Annotated in this window: 21 protein-coding genes; 13 read left to right on the top strand and 8 right to left on the bottom strand. The window is 67.8% G+C overall.

What is annotated here, in order from left to right; genetic code table 11:
- Positions 1-66: 66 nt before the first annotated feature.
- Genes ctaE through qcrB form a run of 4 tightly spaced genes read left to right on the top strand, consistent with a single transcriptional unit; the run spans position 67 to position 4,485 of the window.
- Positions 67-678: an aa3-type cytochrome oxidase subunit III gene (gene ctaE, locus AU188_RS06985; protein WP_059163011.1), complete on the top strand. Its 612-nt coding sequence runs from the start codon at positions 67-69 to the stop codon at positions 676-678.
- Positions 679-689: 11 nt separating this feature from the next.
- Positions 690-1,520 (top strand): cytochrome bc1 complex diheme cytochrome c subunit, encoded by an 831-nt coding sequence (gene qcrC, locus AU188_RS06980; RefSeq protein ID WP_172799412.1) that lies wholly within the window; start codon positions 690-692, stop codon positions 1,518-1,520.
- A gap of 29 nt (positions 1,521-1,549) precedes the next feature.
- A complete protein-coding gene (gene qcrA, locus AU188_RS06975) occupies positions 1,550-2,776 on the top strand; it encodes a cytochrome bc1 complex Rieske iron-sulfur subunit (RefSeq protein WP_059163049.1) in 1,227 nt (408 codons plus the stop codon).
- Complete coding sequence (gene qcrB, locus AU188_RS06970; protein ID WP_059163009.1) at positions 2,773-4,485, top strand: cytochrome bc1 complex cytochrome b subunit; 1,713 nt, start codon at positions 2,773-2,775, stop codon at positions 4,483-4,485. The genes qcrA and qcrB overlap by 4 nt, the downstream gene beginning before the upstream one ends.
- Before the next feature lie 41 nt (positions 4,486-4,526).
- Here the strand turns inward: qcrB and AU188_RS06965 are convergent, their stop codons facing one another.
- The 4 genes from AU188_RS06965 to ctaC all read right to left on the bottom strand — a co-directional run bounded on the left by AU188_RS06965 (position 4,527) and on the right by ctaC (position 7,729).
- Entirely contained in the window at positions 4,527-5,189 is a 663-nt protein-coding gene (locus AU188_RS06965) for a DUF2561 family protein (RefSeq protein WP_059163008.1), read from the bottom strand.
- Complete coding sequence (locus AU188_RS06960) at positions 5,189-6,058, bottom strand: MmpS family transport accessory protein (RefSeq protein ID WP_059163007.1); 870 nt, start codon at positions 6,056-6,058, stop codon at positions 5,189-5,191. Before AU188_RS06960 ends, AU188_RS06965 begins: the two co-directional genes overlap by 1 nt.
- 195 nt (positions 6,059-6,253) lie before the next feature.
- A complete protein-coding gene (locus AU188_RS06955; protein WP_059163006.1) occupies positions 6,254-6,673 on the bottom strand; it encodes a cytochrome c oxidase subunit 4 in 420 nt (139 codons plus the stop codon).
- A 9-nt stretch (positions 6,674-6,682) separates the two neighbouring features.
- Positions 6,683-7,729, bottom strand: coding sequence for an aa3-type cytochrome oxidase subunit II (gene ctaC / locus AU188_RS06950; protein WP_059163005.1), 1,047 nt, complete (start codon positions 7,727-7,729; stop codon positions 6,683-6,685).
- 129 nt (positions 7,730-7,858) lie between these two features.
- Here ctaC and asnB point away from each other — a divergent pair, with 129 nt between their 5' ends.
- Complete coding sequence (gene asnB, locus AU188_RS06945) at positions 7,859-9,790, top strand: asparagine synthase (glutamine-hydrolyzing) (RefSeq protein WP_059163004.1); 1,932 nt, start codon at positions 7,859-7,861, stop codon at positions 9,788-9,790.
- Here asnB and AU188_RS06940 read toward each other — a convergent pair whose 3' ends face one another.
- Entirely contained in the window at positions 9,791-10,765 is a 975-nt protein-coding gene (locus AU188_RS06940; protein WP_059163003.1) for a carbohydrate kinase family protein, read from the bottom strand. It lies immediately after the preceding gene.
- Positions 10,766-10,897: 132 nt separating this feature from the next.
- Here AU188_RS06940 and AU188_RS25250 point away from each other — a divergent pair, with 132 nt between their 5' ends.
- Entirely contained in the window at positions 10,898-11,530 is a 633-nt protein-coding gene (locus tag AU188_RS25250) for an Rv0361 family membrane protein (RefSeq protein WP_059163002.1), read from the top strand.
- Positions 11,531-11,540: 10 nt separating this feature from the next.
- Here AU188_RS25250 and AU188_RS06930 read toward each other — a convergent pair whose 3' ends face one another.
- Complete coding sequence (locus AU188_RS06930) at positions 11,541-11,897, bottom strand: HesB/IscA family protein (protein ID WP_059163001.1); 357 nt, start codon at positions 11,895-11,897, stop codon at positions 11,541-11,543.
- 122 nt (positions 11,898-12,019) lie between these two features.
- Here AU188_RS06930 and AU188_RS06925 point away from each other — a divergent pair, with 122 nt between their 5' ends.
- The 4 genes from AU188_RS06925 to AU188_RS06910 are packed head-to-tail and all read left to right on the top strand — an operon-like array spanning position 12,020 to position 15,002.
- On the top strand, positions 12,020-12,694 hold the full coding sequence (locus AU188_RS06925) for a DUF3043 domain-containing protein (RefSeq protein ID WP_059163000.1): 675 nt from the start codon (positions 12,020-12,022) through the stop codon (positions 12,692-12,694).
- Between the two features lie 5 nt (positions 12,695-12,699).
- Positions 12,700-13,224 carry a bifunctional adenosylcobinamide kinase/adenosylcobinamide-phosphate guanylyltransferase gene (locus tag AU188_RS06920; protein ID WP_059162999.1) on the top strand — a complete coding sequence of 175 codons (525 nt, stop codon included), beginning with the start codon at positions 12,700-12,702 and terminating at the stop codon, positions 13,222-13,224.
- Positions 13,221-14,276 carry a nicotinate-nucleotide--dimethylbenzimidazole phosphoribosyltransferase gene (gene cobT, locus AU188_RS06915; protein WP_059162998.1) on the top strand — a complete coding sequence of 352 codons (1,056 nt, stop codon included), beginning with the start codon at positions 13,221-13,223 and terminating at the stop codon, positions 14,274-14,276. Before AU188_RS06920 ends, cobT begins: the two co-directional genes overlap by 4 nt.
- Before the next feature lie 3 nt (positions 14,277-14,279).
- Positions 14,280-15,002: an adenosylcobinamide-GDP ribazoletransferase gene (locus AU188_RS06910; RefSeq protein WP_059162997.1), complete on the top strand. Its 723-nt coding sequence runs from the start codon at positions 14,280-14,282 to the stop codon at positions 15,000-15,002.
- A gap of 60 nt (positions 15,003-15,062) precedes the next feature.
- Here the strand turns inward: AU188_RS06910 and AU188_RS06905 are convergent, their stop codons facing one another.
- Positions 15,063-16,169, bottom strand: coding sequence for a branched-chain amino acid aminotransferase (locus AU188_RS06905; protein WP_059162996.1), 1,107 nt, complete (start codon positions 16,167-16,169; stop codon positions 15,063-15,065).
- A gap of 23 nt (positions 16,170-16,192) precedes the next feature.
- Positions 16,193-17,287 (bottom strand): glycine cleavage system aminomethyltransferase GcvT, encoded by a 1,095-nt coding sequence (gcvT, locus tag AU188_RS06900; RefSeq protein ID WP_059162995.1) that lies wholly within the window; start codon positions 17,285-17,287, stop codon positions 16,193-16,195.
- A gap of 46 nt (positions 17,288-17,333) precedes the next feature.
- On the opposite strand from gcvT, the gene AU188_RS06895 reads away from it, so the two are divergent.
- The 3 genes from AU188_RS06895 to AU188_RS06885 are packed head-to-tail and all read left to right on the top strand — an operon-like array spanning position 17,334 to position 21,042.
- Positions 17,334-18,419 (top strand): adenylate/guanylate cyclase domain-containing protein, encoded by a 1,086-nt coding sequence (locus AU188_RS06895; RefSeq protein WP_059162994.1) that lies wholly within the window; start codon positions 17,334-17,336, stop codon positions 18,417-18,419.
- Positions 18,419-19,504, top strand: coding sequence for an adenylate/guanylate cyclase domain-containing protein (locus tag AU188_RS06890; RefSeq protein ID WP_059162993.1), 1,086 nt, complete (start codon positions 18,419-18,421; stop codon positions 19,502-19,504). The genes AU188_RS06895 and AU188_RS06890 overlap by 1 nt, the downstream gene beginning before the upstream one ends.
- A gap of 17 nt (positions 19,505-19,521) precedes the next feature.
- Positions 19,522-21,042, top strand: coding sequence for a leucyl aminopeptidase (locus AU188_RS06885; RefSeq protein WP_059162992.1), 1,521 nt, complete (start codon positions 19,522-19,524; stop codon positions 21,040-21,042).
- Positions 21,043-21,099: the final 57 nt, after the last annotated feature.

Raw genomic sequence — 21,099 nt, 5'->3', positions numbered from 1 at the left:
GCGATTATTGACGAAACTCCGGACCCGGGTGGAGTTCGACAACTACAAAGCGTCATACTTGCTCCTGTGACGAGCGCTGTAGGGGCTTCGGGAACCGCAATCACGTCGCGAGTACATTCGCTGAACCGGCCGAACATGGTCAGTGTTGGCACGATCGTGTGGCTGTCCAGCGAGTTGATGTTCTTTGCTGGCCTGTTTGCGATGTACTTCACCGCACGTTCGCAGGCGGCCGGCGAGTGGCCGCCGCCGCCGACGGAGTTGAACCTGGTACAGGCCGTTCCGGTCACCCTGGTGCTGATCGCCTCGTCGTTCACCTGCCAGATGGGTGTGTTCGCCGCCGAGCGCGGCGACATCTTCGGTTTGCGGCGCTGGTACGTCATCACGTTTTTGATGGGGCTGTTCTTCGTACTCGGCCAGGGTTACGAGTACATCCAGCTGGTCCACCACGGCACCACCATCTCCAGCAGCGCCTACGGTTCGGTCTTCTACATGGCCACCGGCTTCCACGGATTGCACGTGATCGGCGGGCTGGTCGCCTTCGTGCTCCTGTTGGCCCGCACCCGAATGAGCAAGTTCACCCCAGCTCAGGCCACCGCTGCGATCGTGGTCTCGTACTACTGGCACTTCGTCGACATCGTGTGGATCGCGTTGTTCGCCGTCATTTACTTCGTCCGTTGATCGGCTCGCCGATGTCTCCGATGAGAAGGGGTTCGATGACCGACAAGTCGCGCCGTCGGCTGCGCCGGCGCCTGTCAGGTGCTGTGCTGTTGCTGCTCGGGCTGGGCGTCGCCGGTGGCCTGGCGGCCACCGTCACGCCGACGCCACAAGTTGCGGTCGCCGATGAATCGCAGTCGGCGCTGCTGCGCACGGGCAAGCAGCTGTTCGACACCTCCTGCGTCACCTGCCACGGCGTGAATCTGCAGGGCGTCGAGGACCGCGGGCCGAGCCTCATCGGTGTCGGCGAGGCGGCCGTCTACTTCCAGGTGTCCACCGGCCGCATGCCCGCCATGCGGGGTGAGGCGCAGGCGCCGGACAAGCCGCCGGTGTTCGACGAGGCGCAGACGGACGCGCTCGGCGCCTACGTGCAGGCCAACGGCGGTGGTCCGGTCGTCCCGCGCGACGACAACGGACGGGTCGCCCAGGAGTCGCTGCTCGGTGACGACGTCGCCCGCGGCGGTGACCTGTTCCGGCTGAACTGCGCGTCGTGCCACAACTTCACCGGGAAGGGCGGCGCCCTGTCGTCGGGCAAGTACGCCCCCGACCTCGGTGACGCCAAGCCCGCGCAGATCTACACGGCGATGCTGACCGGCCCGCAGAACATGCCCAAGTTCTCCGACCGGCAGCTGTCGCCGGACGAGAAGCGCGACATCGTCGCCTACGTCCGCGAGTCCGCGGAGACCCCGAGCTACGGCGGCTATGGCCTCGGTGGGTTCGGCCCGGCACCGGAGGGCATGGCGGCCTGGATCATCGGCATGGTGGCCGTCATCGCCGCGGCCTTGTGGATCGGAGCGCGAGCATGAGCGAGCGAGAAGCCGGAGGCGGATCGCGCATGGATGGAGAGCCGGACCACGGCACCGCGAACACCCCCAAGGGCACCGACGCGCCCGGCCACGCCGGCGTGCCGGGTCAACCCACCGACGCCGAACTGGCGGCCATGTCGCGTGAGGAGCTCCTCGAACTCGGCGGCAAGCTCGACGGCGTCGAGATCGTCTACAAGGAAGACCGGTGGCCCGTAGCCGGGACCAAGGCCGAGAAGCGCAGCGCCCGCGTGGTGTCGTACTGGCTTCTGCTGGGCGGGTTCTCGGGTCTGGCACTGGTGCTGGTGTTCCTGTTCTGGCCCTGGCAGTACAAGCCGCACGGCTCCGAGGGTGAGTTCCTGTTCAGCCTGACCACTCCCCTCTACGGGTTGACGTTCGGGCTGTCGATCCTCGCGATCGGCATCGGCGCGGTGCTGTACCAGAAGAAGTTCATCCCCGAGGAGATCTCGATCCAGGAGCGCCACGACGGCAGCTCGCCCGAGATCCAACGCAAGACGGTCGTGGCCAACCTGAGCGACGCGCTGGAGAGCTCGACGATCAAGCGCCGCAAGCTCGTCGGCCTCTCGTTGGGTATCGGCCTGGGTGCGTTCGGCCTGGGCACCCTGGTGGCGTTCATGGGTGGTCTGATCAAGAACCCGTGGAAACCTGTGGTGCAGACCGCCGAAGGCAAGAAAGCCGTGCTGTGGACGTCCGGGTGGACGCCACGCTACGAGGGCGAGACGATCTACCTGGCCCGCTCCACCGGCAAGCCCGGCGAGTCACCGTTCGTCAAGATGCGGCCCGAGGACCTCGACGCCGGCGGCATGGAGACGGTGTTTCCGTGGCGCGAGTCCGACGGTGACGGCACCACCGTCGAGTCGCACCACCACCTCGCCGAGATCGCGATGGGTGTGCGCAACCCGGTGATGCTGATCAGGATCAAGGCCCAGGACATGCCGCGGGTGGTCAAGCGCAAGGGCCAGGAGAGCTTCAACTTCGGCGACCTGTTCGCCTACACCAAGGTCTGCTCCCATTTGGGTTGCCCCGCTTCGCTTTACGAGCAGCAGTCCTATCGCATCCTGTGCCCGTGCCACCAGTCGCAGTTCGACGCGTTGCACTTCGCGAAACCCATATTCGGCCCGGCTGCGCGTGCCCTGGCGCAGCTGCCCATCACCATCGACCAGGACGGGTATCTGGTCGCCAACGGCGACTTCATCGAACCCGTCGGGCCGGCCTTCTGGGAACGGAAAACAGCATGAGTCCGAAATTGCCGAAACCGCCTGCTCTCGCCGACATAGCGGCCGACCAAGGGAACGCCATCGATTCCCGCTACCACCCATCGGCGGCGGTGCGACGGCAGCTGAACAAGGTGTTCCCCACCCACTGGTCGTTCCTGTTGGGCGAGATCGCGTTGTACAGCTTCATCGTCCTGCTGATCACCGGCGTGTATCTGACCTTGTTCTTCGACCCGTCGATGGCGGAGGTCACCTACAACGGGGTCTACCAGCCGCTGCGCGGTGTCCAGATGTCCAAGGCGTACGAGTCCACGCTCGACATCAGCTTCGAGATCCGCGGCGGGCTCTTCGTCCGCCAGATACACCACTGGGCTGCATTGCTTTTCGCAGCGGCGATCATGGTGCACCTGGCACGCATCTTCTTCACCGGCGCCTTCCGGCGCCCGCGTGAGGCCAACTGGGTGATCGGCGCGCTGCTGCTGATCCTGGCGATGTTCGAGGGCTACTTCGGTTACTCGCTGCCCGACGACCTGCTCTCCGGCATCGGCTTGCGCGCCGCGCTGTCGTCGATCTCGCTGGGCATGCCGGTGATCGGCACCTGGTTGCACTGGGCGCTGTTCGGCGGTGACTTCCCCTGCGGCGGAGTCGGATACATGTGTTCGCAGGACGGGATCTGGATTCCACGGATGTACGCACTGCACATCCTGCTGATCCCGGGAATCATGTTGGCGCTCATCGGGCTTCACCTGGCGCTGGTGTGGTTCCAGAAGCACACCCAGTTCCCGGGGCCGGGGCGCACCGAGACCAACGTCGTCGGCGTGCGAGTCATGCCGGTGTTCGCGGTGAAGTCCGGCGCGTTCTTCGCGATGACCGTCGGCATCCTCGGCCTGATGGGCGGGCTGTTGACCATCAACCCGGTGTGGAATCTGGGCCCGTACAAGCCTTCTCAGGTGTCGGCCGGCAGCCAGCCCGACTTCTACATGATGTGGACCGAAGGTGTGGCGCGTATCTTCCCGCCGTGGGAGATCTACCTCGGCAACTACACCATCCCGGCCTCCACCTGGGTGGCGCTGTTCATGGGGCTGGTGTTCGTCTTGCTGATCGCCTACCCGTATCTGGAGAAGAAGCTCACCGGCGACAACGCACACCACAACCTGTTGCAGCGTCCGCGCGACGCCCCGGTGCGCACGGCGCTGGGCTCGGCGGCCATCGCGCTGTACATGCTGCTGACGCTGTGCGCGATGAACGACATCATCGCGCTGAAGTTCCACATCTCGCTGAACGCGACGACGTGGATCGGCCGCATCGGCATGGTGGTGCTGCCGGCGATCGTCTACTACATCGCGTATCGGTGGGCCGTCGGGCTGCAGCGCAGTGACCGCGAGGTGCTCGAGCACGGCATCGAGACCGGCATCATCAAGCGGCTGCCGCACGGTGCCTACATCGAGCTGCACCAGCCGCTGGGGCCGGTCGACGAACACGGTCACCCGATTCCGTTGGAATACCAGGGCGCGGCGCTACCGAAGCGGATGAACAAGCTGGGCTCCGCGGGCGCCCCGGGCACCGGCGGCTTCCTGTCCGCCGATCCGCTCGAGGAGCACGAGGCGATCATCGCCGCGCAGCATGCGGGCGAACGCAAGGCGCTCACCGCACTGGCCGAACACCAGGCGCGTAGGGGCTCGCCGAACGGACACGGTGCGGGCGACGGGGATTCGCCCAACGGCCATCACTGAGGCGGCCGGTTGGAGTCCGAAAAGCGCCCGTTTTGAAGAACTTACGCGCTCTGCTGATCCGGCAGGGCGCGTAGTTCTTTGAGGTAGAACCACGGCACAACGGGCATGGCCAGCGTGACGAGCGCGGTCAGCACGTAGAACACCCACGCCGCGACGTTGCTGTCCACCGCCATCAGGTAGGTGGCCACGCCGATGGTCACCATGGCGACACCGATTGCGCACGCGATCACGACGGCGCAGCGCAGCCACAGTAGATCGACGGCGGCCGAGCCGGTTTCGGACGCTTCGAGCGTGCGCAACGGTCTCGGCGCCGCGTACGCCGACTGGGGATCGACGCCGGCCCTCGCCCCGGGCGGCCTCAGCTTCTCGGTGGCCGGCGCAGTACCGGAAAGGGTTGCCTGTGGCGGTTCGGCCAGGGCTTCCCGGCGCGCCCGCAGCAGCAGCGGCACGGCCCCGATGATCACCACCGCCGAGACGCCGATGACGGTGTAGAGCAGCCACGGCGTGCCGGCGTCTCCGGGGGATTCGGCGTGCCCCCGGCCCAGGTCCACCAGCGCCACGGTGGCGGCGACGCCGGTGCCGAGGGCGACCAGCCAGATCGCCGCGCAGGAGCCGAGCAGGATGCGGTCCGTGCGGTCCAGTTCACTGGGATCCAGTGCCGGGCTCAACCGTGAACGCCCCGACGCGTCGGTGTCGTAGGTCATCAGCAGCTGGTCTGCGCGGAGTTGTTGGTGTTCGAGGACAGCACCGTCCCGTCGCTCGTGGTGATCGAACAGTTGAGCCGGCTGACCAGGAACAGGCTCGACGCCTGCACCGACCCGACTTCGGACTGCGAGATGGGTGTCACGGTCAACGACCACGGGATGTAGACGTTGCGCTGGGTGCGGCTGCGCCCGGACGCGTCGATGTAGGTCACGGTGATGATGTCTCCCGGTGCTTTGGTTCCCGTCACCGAGTAGGTGACCTGGCGTGGGCCCGCGCGGGTCGTCGTGGGCGGCGGTGACGGCGGCTGTGTGGTTGCCGGCGCCGGTGGTGGCGGCGGCTCGGCGGGTGAGGGCGGCGGAGGCGGCGGAGGGGGCTCCTGGGTGACGGTGACCGTCTCCGGCGGCGGTGGTGGTGGCGGCGGCTCCGTTGTCGTGGGCGGGGGCGGGGGGGGCGGTGTGGTGGTGGTGATCTCGTCCTGCACCGGCGGCGCCACGGTGGTGGTCGAGGTTTCCGGTGTGGCGAGATTGTCGGTGTCGGTTCGCGTCACCAGTACCGACACCGATGCCACCAAGGCGATGGCCGCGACGATCGCCGCCACGCCGACGACCCACGGCCACCGGGGCGGGGTGTGCTGGTCGACCGGGTCGCCCGGTTCGTAGTTGTCGTAGTCGTACAGCGACGCGTCGGCGGGCACGTACGGGCCTGCGGTGAACTGCTCGGACTCCGGGGCCGAGTACGCCCGCGAATAGAACTCCGTTTCGCTGGTGTCCGGTGCCGGCTGGTCACCGGCGGCTTGATCCGGCTCCTGACTCGGCTTCTGACCCTGGAAATCCGCCCCTTCGTCATCCGGGGGATTCGGCCCGCTCATTTACGCCTATCCTTCTCGACTACTCAACCGGCGCGACACGCCAACAAGGTTCGCCGGCTCGGCCGGCGGCGGCTGACCGTGCCTCGGCAACATTACCCAACCGCCTCACCCGCGTGGATCACACGGCGCGGTCTACCGGCGAAGTGGTGGTCTGATTGTGACCTTGCGCCGGCACCGCAGGCTGCTTCGAGTCGGTCAGTGCTTCTCGGGACCGGTGTAGTACTCGAACACCAGGCCGGCGACCGTCGTGACCACGAAGCAGATGCCCGCCACGATGAGCCAGGGCAGCCACAGCGCGACACCGACCGCGGTGATCGACGCCGACAGCGCGATCATCACCGGCCACCAGCTGTGCGGGCTGAAAAAACCGAGCTCGCCGGCGCCGTCGCTGATCTCGGCGTCTTCGTAGTCCTCCGGCCGGGTGTCCAGGCGCCGAGCCACGAACCGGAAGAACGTGCCGGTGATCAGGGTCAGGCCGGCGGTCAGCACCAGCGCGGTGGTGCCCGCCCACTCGACGCCGCCGTACTGGAACATTGCGGTCAGTACGGCGTAGACGACGGCGGCGAGGATGAAGAACGCGGTCAGGAACTCGAACAGCCGGGCTTCGATATGCATGTGATGTCCCTACTTGCTGGCCTGCGATTGCTGGGGCGCCAGTTCGCCGCGACGGGTGTCGAACGGTTGGGTGGTGACGGCTTTCGGCGGCTGGTTGATCGCCTGCAGCGCCTGGGCATTGGTCTTGCCGTCGATGCGCTGCTGCAGATACGCCTTGAAGTCGTTGGGCTCCACGACCCGCAACTCGAAGTTCATCATCGAGTGGTAGGTGCCGCACATCTCCGTGCACCGCCCGACGAAGGCCCCGGTCTGGTTGATCTCGCTGATCTGGAACGTGTTATCGGAGTTGTTCGCCCGCGGGTTGGGCATCACGTCGCGCTTGAACAGGAACTCCGGCACCCAGAACCCGTGGATGACGTCGGCTGAGGCGATCTGGAACTCGATGCGCTTGCCCGACGGCACCACCAGCACCGGGATCTCGTTCGACGACCCCAGCGTCTCGACCTTGTCGAACGCCAGATACGAGCGGTCCTGCGGGTGCTTGCCCGCAATCACTCCGAACTCGCCGCCGTGCTCGCCCTCCAGGCCCTCCGGGCCCGACGCCACCGCGGCCGCCCGCTCGGGGTCGCCGCCCTCATAGGTGAACGTGCCGTCGGAGAAGTTCACCTTCTGGTAGCCGAACTTCCAGTTCCACTGGAAGGCGGTAACGTCGACGACGACTTCGGGGTTCGGTTCCTCGTGCAGCATCCTTTCCTGCACCACCACGGTGAAGTAGAACAGCACCGAGATGATCAGGAACGGCACCACGGTCAGAACCAGCTCCAGCGGCATGTTGTAGCCGAACTGGCGCGGCAACTCGGTGTCGGTCTTCTTGGCCCGGTGAAACGCCGAAGTCCAGAAGATCAGGCCCCACACGATCGCGCCGACGACCAGGGAGGCGATCACGGAGCCGATCCACAGTTCGCGGTTGAAGTGGGCTTCGGGGGTGATGCCGTTCGGCCACCCCAGACCCAGCACCTCGGACCAGCTGCAGCCGCTGAGCAGCAACGCCGTAGCACCCAGGACGATTGACAGCGACGCCGTTCGCGCCACCGCCTTCAGCCCGCGAGGTGTCACGTTGAAGCCTCCTAGAAGTCGGTGACGCGCGACCGCGGTGCGGTCAGTTTCCGGAGCGAATACTACGCAGCGTAGACCACGGCCGGGTGCCGGTCTGAACACACCTCATCGATTAGGCATACTGGCGCCGTGTGCGGACTGCTGGCCCTGTTGCGTGACCCGTCCGCTGAGCTGTCCCCCGGCCTGGTCGAGGCGGTGTCCGGGGCGTCGCATCTGATGCGCCACCGCGGCCCCGACGAGCCCGGAACATGGTCGGACGATCGGGTCGTGCTGGGGTTCAACCGGCTGTCGATCATCGACATCGCGCACAGCCATCAGCCGCTGCGGTGGGGACCGCCGGAAGCCCCCGGTCGCTACGTGCTGGTGTTCAACGGCGAGATCTACAACTACCTCGAACTGCGGGAGGAGCTGTCGGCACGCCACGGCGCGACGTTCACCACCGACGGTGACGGCGAGGCGATCATCGCGGCCTACCACCACTGGGGCACCGACGCGTTGACGCGGCTGCGCGGCATGTTCGCGTTCGCGCTGTGGGACTCCGAGCGCGGTGAGCTGTTCTGCGCCCGCGACCCGTTCGGCATCAAGCCGCTCTACCTGGCCGGTGGCGCCGGGGGCACCGCGGTGGGCAGCGAGAAGAAATGCCTGCTCGACCTGGCCGACACGCTGGGCATCGACCTGTCGATCGACGAGCGCGCCGTGCAGCACTACACCGTGCTGCAGTACGTCCCGGAGCCCGAAACCCTGCAACGCGGTGTGCGCCGGCTGGAGTCCGGCTGCTACGCGCGCATCCGTCCCGGCGGCCAACCCGACGTGACGCGCTACTTCAATCCCCGGTTCGCCGCAGTGCCCTTCGTGGCGGGACGCGAGCAGGAGCGCTACGACGAGATCACCGCGGTGCTCGAGGATTCGGTCGCCAAACACATGCGCGCCGACGTGACCGTGGGCGCATTCCTGTCCGGTGGCATCGACTCGACTGCGATCGCGGCGCTGGCCATGCGGCACAACCCGCGGCTGATCACGTTCACGACGGGTTTCGAGCGTGAGGGCTTCTCCGAGGTCGACGTCGCGGTCGCCTCGGCCGAGGCGATCGGCGCCAGACACGTCGCCAAGGTGGTCAACCAGGCCGAGTTCGTCGCCGCGCTGCCCGAAATCGTCTGGTATCTCGATGAACCCGTCGCCGATCCCGCGCTGGTACCGCTGTTCTTCATCGCCCGCGAGGCTCGCAAGCACGTCAAGGTGGTGCTGTCCGGCGAGGGCGCCGACGAGCTGTTCGGCGGCTACACCATCTACCGGGAGCCGTTGTCGTTGCGGCCTTTCGAGTATCTGCCGCGTCCGCTGCGGCGGTCGCTGGGGCGGGCGTCGCGACCGCTGCCGGAGGGACTGCGCGGCAAGAGCCTGCTGCACCGCGGCTCGCTCACGCTCGAAGAGCGCTACTACGGCAACGCGCGCAGCTTCTCCGACGCGCAGCTGCGGGCGGTGCTGCCCGGCTTCCGCCAGGAGTGGACCCACACCGACGTGACGGCGCCGATCTATGCCGCATCGGCGGGGTGGGATCCCGTCGCCCGCATGCAGCACGTCGACCTCTTCACCTGGCTGCGCGGCGACATCCTCGTCAAGGCCGACAAGATGACCATGGCGAACTCGTTGGAGCTGCGGGTGCCGTTCCTGGACCCCGAGGTCTTCGCGGTCGCGTCCCGACTCCCCTATGACCAGAAGATCACTAGGGCGACAACCAAATTCGCATTGCGTCGGGCGCTCGAGCCGATCGTCCCGGCGCATGTGCTGAACCGTCCGAAGCTGGGCTTCCCGGTGCCGATCCGGCATTGGCTGCGGGCCGGCGAGCTGCTCGAGTGGGCTTATTCGATGGTCAACTCGTCACAGGCCGGTGGCCTGATCGACCTCGCGGCGGTACGCACCATGCTCGACGAACATCGCAGCGGCACAAGCGATCACAGCCGCCGGTTGTGGACCGTCCTGATCTTCATGCTGTGGCATGCGATCTTCGTCGAGCACAGCATCACTCCGCAGATCGGCGAGCCGACCTATCCCGTGCAGCTGTAGCTACTTGAGCGCCTGCGCGATCTCCGCGGCGGCCTCGTCGCCGTAGGCGTCGCCGAGCCGCTGCACCGCCTCCTGAGGGTCCCAGCTCCACTCCTGCGGGCCCGGCGCCTCGAACACCAGCACGGCCACCAGCGAGGCGAGCTGAGCGGAGCGCTCCAGGTTGAGCCCGGCGCTGCGACCGGTCAAGAAGCCGGCGCGGAACGCGTCCCCGATGCCGGTCGGATCTGCCTTGTGCTTTTCGGGCACCACCCCGACGTGGATGAACGTGCCGTCCGAGCTGACCAGGTCGACGCCCTTGGGGCCCAGCGTGGTGACGCGCAACCCGATCTGGCTCATCACCTGCGCCTCACTCCAGCCGGACTTCTGCAGCAGCAGGTCCCACTCGTAATCGTTGGTGAACAGATAGGTGGCGCCGTCGATCAGCTTGCGGATCTCCTCACCGGTCAGCCGGGCCAACTGCTGGGACGGATCGGCGGCGAAGGCCAGGCCGAGCCGGCGGCACTCCTCGGTGTGCAGGAACATCGCGTCGGGATCGTTGGCGCCGACGATCACCAGTTCCGGCGTGCCGATCCGTTTTGTGAGGTCGGCCAGAGAGATGTTGCGCGCCTCGGACATGGCGCCCGGATAGAACGACGCGATCTGCGCCATGGCGTCATCGGTCGTGCAGACGAACCGAGCGGTGTACGCGGTCTCGGAGACGAGCACGCTCTCGGTATCGACCCCGACGGACTCCAGCCAGCTGCGGTAGTCGTCGAAGTCGCGGCCGACGGCGCCCACCAGCGCCACGTCACCGCCCAGCACACCGATGGCGAACGCCATGTTGCCCGCGACCCCGCCGCGGTGCACGACCAGATCGTCGACAAGGAAACTCAACGAGACCTTCTGTAGATGATCGGGCAGCAGTTGTTCGGAGAATTTCCCAGGGAACCGCATCAGATGGTCGGTTGCAATCGATCCGGTCACCGCAATTGTCACGAACTGTCACCCTTCATTTGTTAAGTCGCCTAGGTATTCTAGTGCGCTAACCTGCCTACAAAGACATGCCCGCCCTGTACGACAGCACTGTAGACAGGCGCCTTTCAACCCACGTCCCTGGGGAGCAAATCGATGACCGGTCCGTACCCGCCCGAATACGGCGCTGGACCGACCACCCCGCAAACGTATCCTCAACCGTTCCCGTATCCGGAGAACATGCCCTCGGCGTATCCGGGCACTCTGCCGCCGCCGGTGCAGTACCGGAAACGGCGGCGGTGGCCGATCGTGGCCGCAGTGGTGTTGGCGGTGGCGGTGATCGCGGCGGTGGTGGCCGGAATCGTCTTCGCCGGCGGCGGCGAGGATGCACCGCAGGCGAGTGCGCTGAGCGAGGCGTCGGCCAAGGGCGCGATCCAGGAGTATCTGGACGCGCTGACCAACGGCGACACCGAGACCGTGGCGCGGCACACCCTGTGCGGGTTGTTCGACGCGGTCAAGGAGAAGCGCTCGGATCTGGCGCTGGCCAGGTTGTCCGGCGATGCGTTCCGCAAGCAGTACAACAGCGCCGAGGTGACGTCGATCGACAAGATCGTGATGCCCTCGCCGAATCAGGCGCAGGTGCTGTTCACCATGCGGGTGACACCGGCCAGCGGCTCACGACGGGACCGGCCCGACACCGACGAACAGCAGGCCGTCGCCCAGCTGTTGGCGCAGGGCAACGAGATCCTGGTGTGCTCTTACCTGCCGCGCACGGGCGGCCAGTACTGATCTGTTCCGGTCAGTTGAACGAGTCGCCGCAGGCGCACGAACCCGTGGCGTTGGGGTTGTCGATCGTGAAGCCCTGCTTCTCGATGGTGTCGACGAAGTCGATGGTCGCACCCTGCACATACGGCGCGCTCATCCGGTCCACGGTCAGGTTCACGCCGCCGAACTCCACGGACAGGTCACCGTCGAGCGACCGGTCGTCGAAGAACAGGTTGTAGCGCAGGCCGGCGCAGCCGCCCGGCTGCACGGCGATACGCAGGGCGAGGTCGTCGCGGCCCTCCTGGTCCAGCAACGCCTTGGCCTTGGCGGCGGCAGCGTCGGTCAGGATCACGCCGTGGGTGGCGGTTGCCGACTCTCCCTGAACTGTCATTACGTCTCCTGTGAGGCCTCATCGGGTGCGCGTTACTGGTTCAACGGTACCCCGTTCGGCCGCTATTCCCGAGTCTGTCCCCAGGCCGTCGCCGCATTCCGCGGCAGAAGTAACCTGGCAGCGTGAACCTGCTGGGCCGTAAGAAAGACAAGGAACCCGACTCGGGCGCCGGTGTGGCTGACGCCACAGTGGAGACCGAGTTGGGCGACGACGCCAGGACGGCGCGCACCACGGCCCCCAAGGGCAGGCCGACGCCCAAGCGCGACGCCCGCAAGCGTGGCCCGGTGGCGCCCGCGCCGATGACGGCCGCCGAGGCGCGTCGGCGCCGCAAAGAGATGCGCTCCAAATTGAGCCGCGAGGAACGCCGAGCGGACAAGGCCGCGCGCCGCGAACAGATGACCCAACGCCGCGAGAAGATGATGGCCGGCGAGGAGGCCTACCTGCTGCCGCGGGATCGGGGACCGGTGCGCCGCTATGTGCGCGATCTGGTGGACTCCCGCCGCAACGTCCTCGGGCTGTTCATGCCGTCGGCCCTGGGCCTGATCTTCGTGATGCTGGCGGTGCCCTCGGTGCAGGTGCAGCGCCTGATCTCCCCCGCGATGCTCGTGCTCGTGCTCATCATGGTGATCGACGGCTTCATCCTCGGCCGGCGCGTCAACCGCAGGGTCGACGCGAAGTTCCCCGACAACGCCGAAACCGGCTGGAAGCTCGGGTTCTACGCGGCCAGCCGGGCCTCGCAACTGCGCCGGATGCGGGCACCCCGGCCGCAGGTGAACCGCGGCGACAAGGTCACCTGAGCCCGGTGCGCACCCTGGTGCTCGGCGGCATCCGGTCGGGTAAGTCGCAGTGGGCCGAAGCGGCGCTCGCCGACACCGGTCCGCCACCGCTGCGCTACCTCGCGACCGGGCCTGCGCCCGCGGACGATCCCGACTGGGCCGCCCGGATCGCCGCCCATCGGGAGCGTAGGCAGGATCGGTGGTCTACCGTCGAAACAGCGGATGTCGCAACGCAATTGCGGGATCAACCGATCGCAACCCTGGTCGACGACATCGGCTCGTGGCTGACCGCGGCGATGGACAGGTCGGGCGCGTGGACCGGCGGCTCGGTCGCCGCGGACGTCGACGATCTGCTCGACGCGGTCGGCGGGTTCTCCGCTCCACTTGCGGTGGTCAGCCCCGAGGTCGGGCTGACCGTGGTGCCCGCGACGGCGGCGGGCCGCCGGTTCGCCGACGAACTGGGTTCGCTCAACCAGCGGCTCGCCGCGGTGTGCGAGCGGGTGGTGCTGATCATCGCCGGGCAACCGGTCTCGGTGAAGGAGCCGGTGTGACGGACTTTCCCGCCGTCGAGACACCCGACGCCGACGCGGCCGCCGCCGCGCGGGCGCGGCAGAACCGGCTCACCAAGCCGCCCGGATCGCTGGGCCGGCTGGAGGACCTCGCGGTCTGGGTCGCATCGTGTCAGGGGATCTGCCCGCCCCGGCAGTTCCAGCGGGCCCGGGTAGTCGTGTTCGCCGGTGACCACGGCGTCGCCGCGGCCGGGGTGTCGGCCTACCCGGCCGATGTCACCGCGCAGATGGTCGCGAACTTCGATGCCGGCGGCGCCGCGATCAACGCGCTCGCCGAGGTGGCAGGCGCAACCGTTCGAGTGGTCGACATCGCGGTCGACACCCAGCAATCGCATTCGCCGTCGATCGGTGCGCACAAGGTGCGCCGCGGCAGCGGCAACATCGCCGTCGAGGACGCCCTGAGCGCCGACGAACTCACCGCGGCGCTCGAGGCCGGCCGACGGATCGCCGACGACGAGGTGGACTCCGGCGCCGATCTGCTGATCGCCGGTGATATGGGCATCGGAAATACAACTCCGGCAACAACTTTGGTTGCGGCACTCAGCGACTCGGAACCGGTCGCCGTGGTCGGTCGCGGCACAGGCGTCGACGACGCGGGGTGGGCGCGCAAGACCGCCGCGGTCCGCGACGCGCTGTACCGCGGCCGCGCCAGCGTCACCGATCCTGCTGCGCTACTGCGGATCTGCGGCGGCGCCGATATCGCGGCGATGGCCGGCTTCTGCGCACAGGCCGCCGTGCGGCGCACGCCGCTGCTGCTCGACGGCCTGGTGGTGACCGCGGCGGCGTTGGTGGCCGAGCGTCTGGCGCCGGGCGCCCGCCTGTGGTGGCAGGCCGCACACCGGTCCCCCGAACCGGCGCACGCGGTGGCACTGGATCGGCTCGGCCTCGACCCGATCCTGGACATGCGGATGCGCCTCGGCGAGGGCACCGGGGCGGCGGTCGCGTTGCCTGTCGTGCGGGCGGCGGTGGCCGCGCTGGCGTCGATGGCGACGTTCGACGAGGCGGGCGTCACCCCCGCGTCCGAGGAGCACTGACCCGTGATCCGTTCGCTCACCGGGGCGTTCGCGTTCGGCACCGTCCTCCCGGTGCGTACCACGGCGGGCATCGGCCGCGGGGCACTGACCGCGTTGCCGGTGGCCGGCGCCGCGATCGGCGGGCTGGCGGCCGCAACGCTGTGGGCGGCGTCGTGGGCGTTCGGGCCGGGACCGCTGGCCGGTGTGTTGGCGGTGGCGGTGGTGGTGGCGCTGACCCGCGGACTTCACGTCGACGGGCTCGCCGACACCGCCGACGGGCTGGGCTGTTACGGGCCGCCGGCGCGCGCCCTCGAGGTGATGCGCGACGGCTCGGCGGGTCCGTTCGGCGTCGCCGCCGTCGTCGTTGTCGTCCTGACGCAGGCTTTCGCGTTTGCCGGGTTGACCTCCGTGGGGTTGGTGGCGGCGGTCGTGACGGGTCGCGTCGCGGCGGTGCTGGCGTGCCGGCGCGGAGTGCCCGCCGCAGCGGGCAGCGCGCTGGGCGCACGGGTCGCCGGCACGCAACCGGTCGCGGTGGCCGCCGCGTGGATCGTCGCGGTCGCGGCGTTGGCCGTGTTCGCCGGCCCACGGCCGTGGCAGGGGCCGCTGGCGGTGATCGTCGCGGTGTCGTGCGGGGCGCTGCTCGTGGCGCACTGTGTCCGTCGCTTCGGCGGCATCACCGGAGACGTGCTCGGCGCCGCGATCGAAGTGACTACGACGGTCGCCGCACTGGGTCTGGCCATCGGCTGAGCGGGCACTAACTGGTTGATCGCCTGCACCCTGGTACGAGTAATCAACCCCGTTAGCTCACTAGCCGAGTCGGGCCATCCAGCCGTGGGTGTCGGCGAAGGTGCCGCGCTGGATCCCGGTGAGCGTGTCGCGCAGCGCCATCGTGATCTCCCCCGGCCCGCCGTCGGCGATGGTGAACTCGCCGTCGGCGTGTTTGACCCGGGCGACCGGGGTGATGACGGCCGCGGTGCCGCAGGCGAACACCTCGGTGATCTCGCCCGCGGCCGCTTTCTTCTGCCACTCGTCCACATCGATCTTGCGCTCTTCGACCGTGAAACCGGCGTCAGAAGCCAACTGCAGCAAGGAATCTCGCGTGACACCAGGCAGGATTGAGCCGCTCAGCTCGGGCGTGACCAGCCGTGCGGACCCGCCGCTGCCGAACACGAAGAACAGGTTCATCCCGCCCATCTCTTCGACATAGCGGCGCTCGGCGGCGTCCAACCACACCACCTGGTCGCAGTCGTTGTCCGCGGCCTGCGCCTGCGCGAGCAGCGAAGCGGCGTAGTTGCCGCCGAATTTCGCGGCGCCCGTGCCGCCCGGGCAGGCCCGCACGTATTCGGTGGACAACCACACGCTGACCGGCTTGATGCCGCCCTTGAAGTAGGCACCGGCGGGTGAGGCGATGACCAGGTAGCGGTATTCGGTTGCGGGCCGCACGCCGAGACCCGGCTCGGTCGCGAACACGAACGGCCGCAGATACAGCGATTCCTCACCGCCGACGCCCGGCACCCAGGGCTCGTCGACGGAGATCAGCTGACGCAGCGACTCGATGAAGACTTCCGCGGGTAGTTCCGGGATCGCGAGTCGACGCGCCGAGAGACGTAGCCGTCGGGCGTTCGCCTCGGGCCGGAACGAGACGATCGAGCCGTCACCCCAGCGGTAGGCCTTGAGCCCCTCGAAGATCTCCTGCGCGTAGTGCAGCACGATTGCCGAGGGGTCGAGCTCGATGGGGCCGTACGGGATCACCCGCGCGTTGTGCCAACCCTCACCCTCCGCGTAGTCGATCGACACCATGTGGTCGGTGTGGTACCGGCCGAATCCGGGATTGGCCAGTATCGAGGCCCGTACCTCGTCGCTCGCCGGGTTCGCGTTGCGCTCAACCGTGAACTCGAGGGGGCCGTCAGTCATGCAGCGATTGTATATCCGAAGCGCTACCGGGTTTTTGCCGCGACGAACGGCGGTTTGACCACCTCACACTCGACGGCGCGGCCGCGGACGTCGACCGTGACCAGCTGCCCGTCGGCGATGTTGCGGTCGGTGTCGATCAACGCCAGCGCGATGCCGACTTTCAAAGTCGGAGAGAAGGTTCCCGACGTCGTCACGCCCACCTGACGGTCGCCGTCGAGCACCGTGAGCCCGGCGCGCAGCACGCCCCTACCAACGGCCTTGAGGCCCCGCAGCAGCCGACGCGGGCCACTCGCCTTCTCGGCCAGCAACGCCTCGCGTCCCCAGAACGCGTCTTTTTTCCAGCCGATGGCCCACCCGCAGCGCGCCTGCAGCGGGGAGAAATCCGGCGAGAGCTCATGGCCGTGCAGCGGATACCCCATCTCGGTTCGCAAGGTGTCGCGGGCGCCGAGACCCGCCGGCTCGCCGCCCGCCGCCGTCACCGTCTCGAGCAGTGCGTCGAACACCACGTCCGCGCGGTCCCACGGCGGCAGCAGCTCATAACCGTGCTCGCCGGTGTAGCCGCTGCGGCAGACGCGTACGGGAACCCCGCCGAACTCCGCGTCGGCATAACCCATGTAGTCCATGTCGGTCGGCAGCCCGAGCGCGCCGACGATCTGCGCCGATTTCGGACCCTGGACCGCGAGCACCGCGTAGGACCGGTGTTCGTCGGTGATCGTCAACTCGGTAGGGGCCCGGCGCCGCAGCGCCTCGACGACCGCGGCGGTGTTGGCGGCGTTGGGCACCAGGAAGATCTCGTCATCCGAGACGTAATACACGATCAAGTCATCGATGACCCCGCCGGACTCCGTGCAGCACAACGTGTATTGCGCCTTGCCCGGGCCGATACGGCGCAGGTCGTTGGTGAATGCGGAGTTGACGTACTCGGCCGCGCCGGGCCCTCGCACCAACGCCTTGCCGAGATGGCTGACGTCGAACAGCCCGACCGATGTCCGGGTCGAGGTGTGCTCGCTGACCGTCCCGGCGTACGAAACCGGCATCAGCCACCCGCCGAACTCGGCGAAGCTCGCCCCCAGTTCGCGGTGGCGCTCTTCCAGTGGGCCGTGTTCGACTTCGCTCACGGAAATCCACCCTAACCGGGACTTCGACGCTGGCAGACTCGGGTGCGTGGTCGATTTCGCCGCACTGGAGGCGGCCGGAATTGCGAACGCGCGAGAACGCGCGGGGCTCATCGAGTACCTCGACAGCCTCGGGTTCACCGCTGAGGACATGGTCGAGGCAGAACGCAAGGGCCGCCTGTTCGGCCTGGCGGGCGATGCGCTGCAGGGGCCGGGCCGCCCGGTGCACAGCTTGCGCACGGCCGCCGAGGCGCTCGACGTGCCCCTCGAAGAGGTTGCGACGGCGTGGGCCGTGATGGGTCTGAACATCTCCGATCCGGATGCACTCGCGCTGAGCCGGGCAGACGTCGACGGACTGGCGGCGTGGGTGGCGATGAAGGCTCTCGTCGGCGACGATGCCGCGCTGGCCTTTCTGCGGGTCCTCGGCAACACGATGGCCCGGCTCGCCGAGGCCGGCGGGACGATGGTGCGCATGGCCCAGCCCGATCTGCTGATGACGCACAGCGGGAACGAACTCACCACGGCGAAGGCCTATCGCGCGGTCACCGAGATCACCCAGCGGATCAGCGTGCTGATCGACGCCGTCTTCCGGGAGCACATCATCAGCGCCCGAACGCATTTCGAGGGCGTGCTGCACGACTCGTCGCCCATCGTCACCTGCGGGGTGGGATTCGCCGATCTCACCGGTTTCACCGCCCTGACCCAGCGGCTCACGCCGGACGAATTGTCCGATTTGTTGATCGAGTTCGGCGGCATCGTGTCCGATCTCGTGCACGCCGACGGTGGGCGCGTGGTGAAGTTCATCGGCGACGAGGTGATGTGGGTGTCCTCGACCCCAGAACTGTTGGCGAAGGTCGCTCTCGATCTCGTCGAGCTGCCGCAGGCACACGAGGCCGGTCTGCTGGTGCGCGCGGGTCTCGGCTACGGGGACGTGCTGGCCATCGGCGGCGATTACTGGGGCACCCCGGTGAACCTGGCCGCCCGGTTGGTGGCGGCCGCCGCACCGGGGCAGATCCTCGCATCGACCGACGTTCGCGATGAGCTGCCCGACTGGCCCGCCATTGCGCAGAACCCGTTGATACTCAAGGGCTTCGATGTTCCGGTCACCGCCTACGATTTGCACCTGAGTCGCTGATGGTCGACCTTGACGCGCTCGAAGCCGCCGGCCTCGCCGATGCACGAGGACGAGCGGCGCTGATCGAGTACCTCGACGGCCTCGGATTCTCCGCCGAAGCGATGGTCGATGCGGAGCGACACGGACGAGCCCTGTATCAACTCGCCGGCGACGCCATTCGGCGCTCAGGGCCTCCCAGCTGCAGCCTGCGAACCGCGGCTGAGGCGCTCGGATTGCCGGTCGACGACGTCGCTCATTTCTGGGCGATGCTGGGCTTGACCGCGGCCGACCCTGACCAGGTCGTGCTGAGCGAGGCCGACGTCGCCGCCATGGCCACCTGCGCCGCGATGGAGGAGTTGTGGAGCGCGGACGGCACCGCCGGATTGCTACGCCTCATCGGCGCCGCGATGGCCAGGTTGGCAGAAGCCGAAGTGACGCTGACACGAACGACCCAGCCGGCATTGTGGATCACCACCAGCCATGACGAACTCATCACTGCGCAGACATACCGCGCGCTGGCCGAATTGATTCCCCGCATCGGGGCGATGATGGACGCCGTCCATCGGCAGCATCTCGAGCGGCCCAATCTGTTCGCGAACGTGGTCAGCGATCCGTCGTCCGCCTTGGAGTGCGGAATCGGGTTCGTCGACCTTTCGGGTTTCACGGCGATGACGCAGATACTCAACTCGGCCGATCTGACAGCACTACTCAGCGGGTTCAGTGCGACCGCCAGTGACGTTGTGCACGATGACGACAGTCGGCTGGTCAAATTCATCGGAGACGCGGTGATGTGGGTCAGTTCGACGCCGGACCGCCTGGTGCGGACCGCCACCGATCTCGTGAACCACCCGAATGTCCGAAAAGCGGGACTTGGTCTTCGGGCGGGGCTGAGCTACGGCGCAGTTGTCGCCATCAACGGCGACTACTTCGGCAACCCCGTCAACCTGGCCGCGCGGCTTGTGGCGGCGGCAGCACCGGGGCAGATCCTGGCATCCACCGATGTTCGCGACGCGCTACCCGACTGGCCGGCGGTTCGGCTGGATCCTTTGACCCTCAAGGGCTTCGACGCCCCGGTCACGGCCTACGATCTGCACGGCGGCCACTGAAGCTAGGGTTAGGCCTCGTGAGCCCTGCAACCGTCGGATACCAGGTTCCTACCGTCACCGTCAGCTCGTCGCTGCCCAAACGCAAAGCCGGCTCATCGGTGCTGATCGTGCCGGTGGTCAACGGTGACGACGACTCCCCTGCGAAGGTGGTGTCGAGCCCGTTTCTGGACGCCGCTGCGGTCGCTGAGATCGAGGGTGCGCTCGAGGCGCTCGGCGCCAAAGGCGGCAGTGAGCAGCTCACCCGCATCGTCGCGCCATCGCTTCCGGTGGCCAGCGTGCTTGCAGTGGGCCTCGGCAAGCGATCAGAGGCGTACTCCGCCGACACCATCCGCCGCGCCGCGGGAGCGGCGGCCCGCTCGCTCAACGGCACAGAGGTGGCGCTGACGACGCTGACGGACGTCGACCTGACAGCCGCGATCGAGGGCCTGATCCTCGGCGCCTACCGGTTCGCCGACTTCCGCAGCGGCAAGACCGCGCCCAAGGACGCCGGCCTGCGCGAGATCACCGCGCTCACCGCGGACACCAAGTCCAGTACCAAGGAAGCCGCGCAGCGGGCGGCCGACATCGCGACCGCGGTGGCCACCGCCCGCGACCTGGTCAACACCCCCCCGAGCCACCTCTTTCCCGCCGAATTCGCTCGGCGCGCAAAGGATTTAGCCGAGGCAGCCGGACTGCAGGTGGAAATCCTCGACGAGAAGGCCTTGGAGAAGGCGGGTTACGGCGGCATCATCGGCGTCGGCAAGGGTTCCTCCCGCCCTCCGCGGCTGGTACGGCTGACCCACAAGGGCGCCAAGCGAAAAGGCAAGCGCGTCGCGCTGGTCGGCAAGGGCATCACGTTCGACACCGGCGGCATTTCGATAAAGCCCGCGGCGAACATGCACCACATGACCTCCGACATGGGTGGCGCAGCCGCTGTCATCGCGACCGTGGTGCTGGCCGCCAAGCAGAAGCTGCCGATCGACGTCATCGCCACGGTGCCGATGGCCGAGAACATGCCGTCGGCCACCGCGCAGCGGCCCGGCGACGTGCTGACCCAGTACGGCGGCACCACAGTCGAAGTGCTCAACACCGACGCCGAGGGCCGGCTGATTCTGGCCGACGCGATCGTGCGGGCCGGCGAGGACCAACCGGACTACCTGATCGAGACCTCGACGCTGACCGGTGCACAGACCGTCGCGCTCGGCGCCCGCACCCCCGGGGTGATGGGCAGTGACGAATTCCGCGACAGGGTGGCAGGGATTTCGCAGGCGGTCGGCGAGAACGCCTGGCCGATGCCGCTGCCCGAGGAACTCAAGGACGACCTCAAGTCGACGGTCGCCGACCTCGCCAACGTCAGCGGTTCGCGGTACGCCGGCATGCTGGTGGCGGGTACGTACCTGCGCGAGTTCGTCGCCGACGGCGTGCAGTGGGCCCACATCGACATCGCGGGTCCGGCGTACAACACGGGCGGCCCGTGGGGTTACACCGGCAAGGGCGGCACCGGCGTGCCGACCCGGACCATGTTCGCGGTCCTGGAGGACATAGCGGCTAACGGGTAGGCCCATATCGCCGAGACCGACGAAATGGCGGTTTTCACTCGCACAGATCCGCCAAAA

The organism is Mycobacterium sp. IS-3022 (genome assembly GCF_001500065.1).
Lineage (GTDB): Bacteria > Actinomycetota > Actinomycetes > Mycobacteriales > Mycobacteriaceae > Mycobacterium.
Note: the sequence above shows the minus strand (reverse complement) of the source record. Positions and strands in the feature narration are given on the sequence as shown.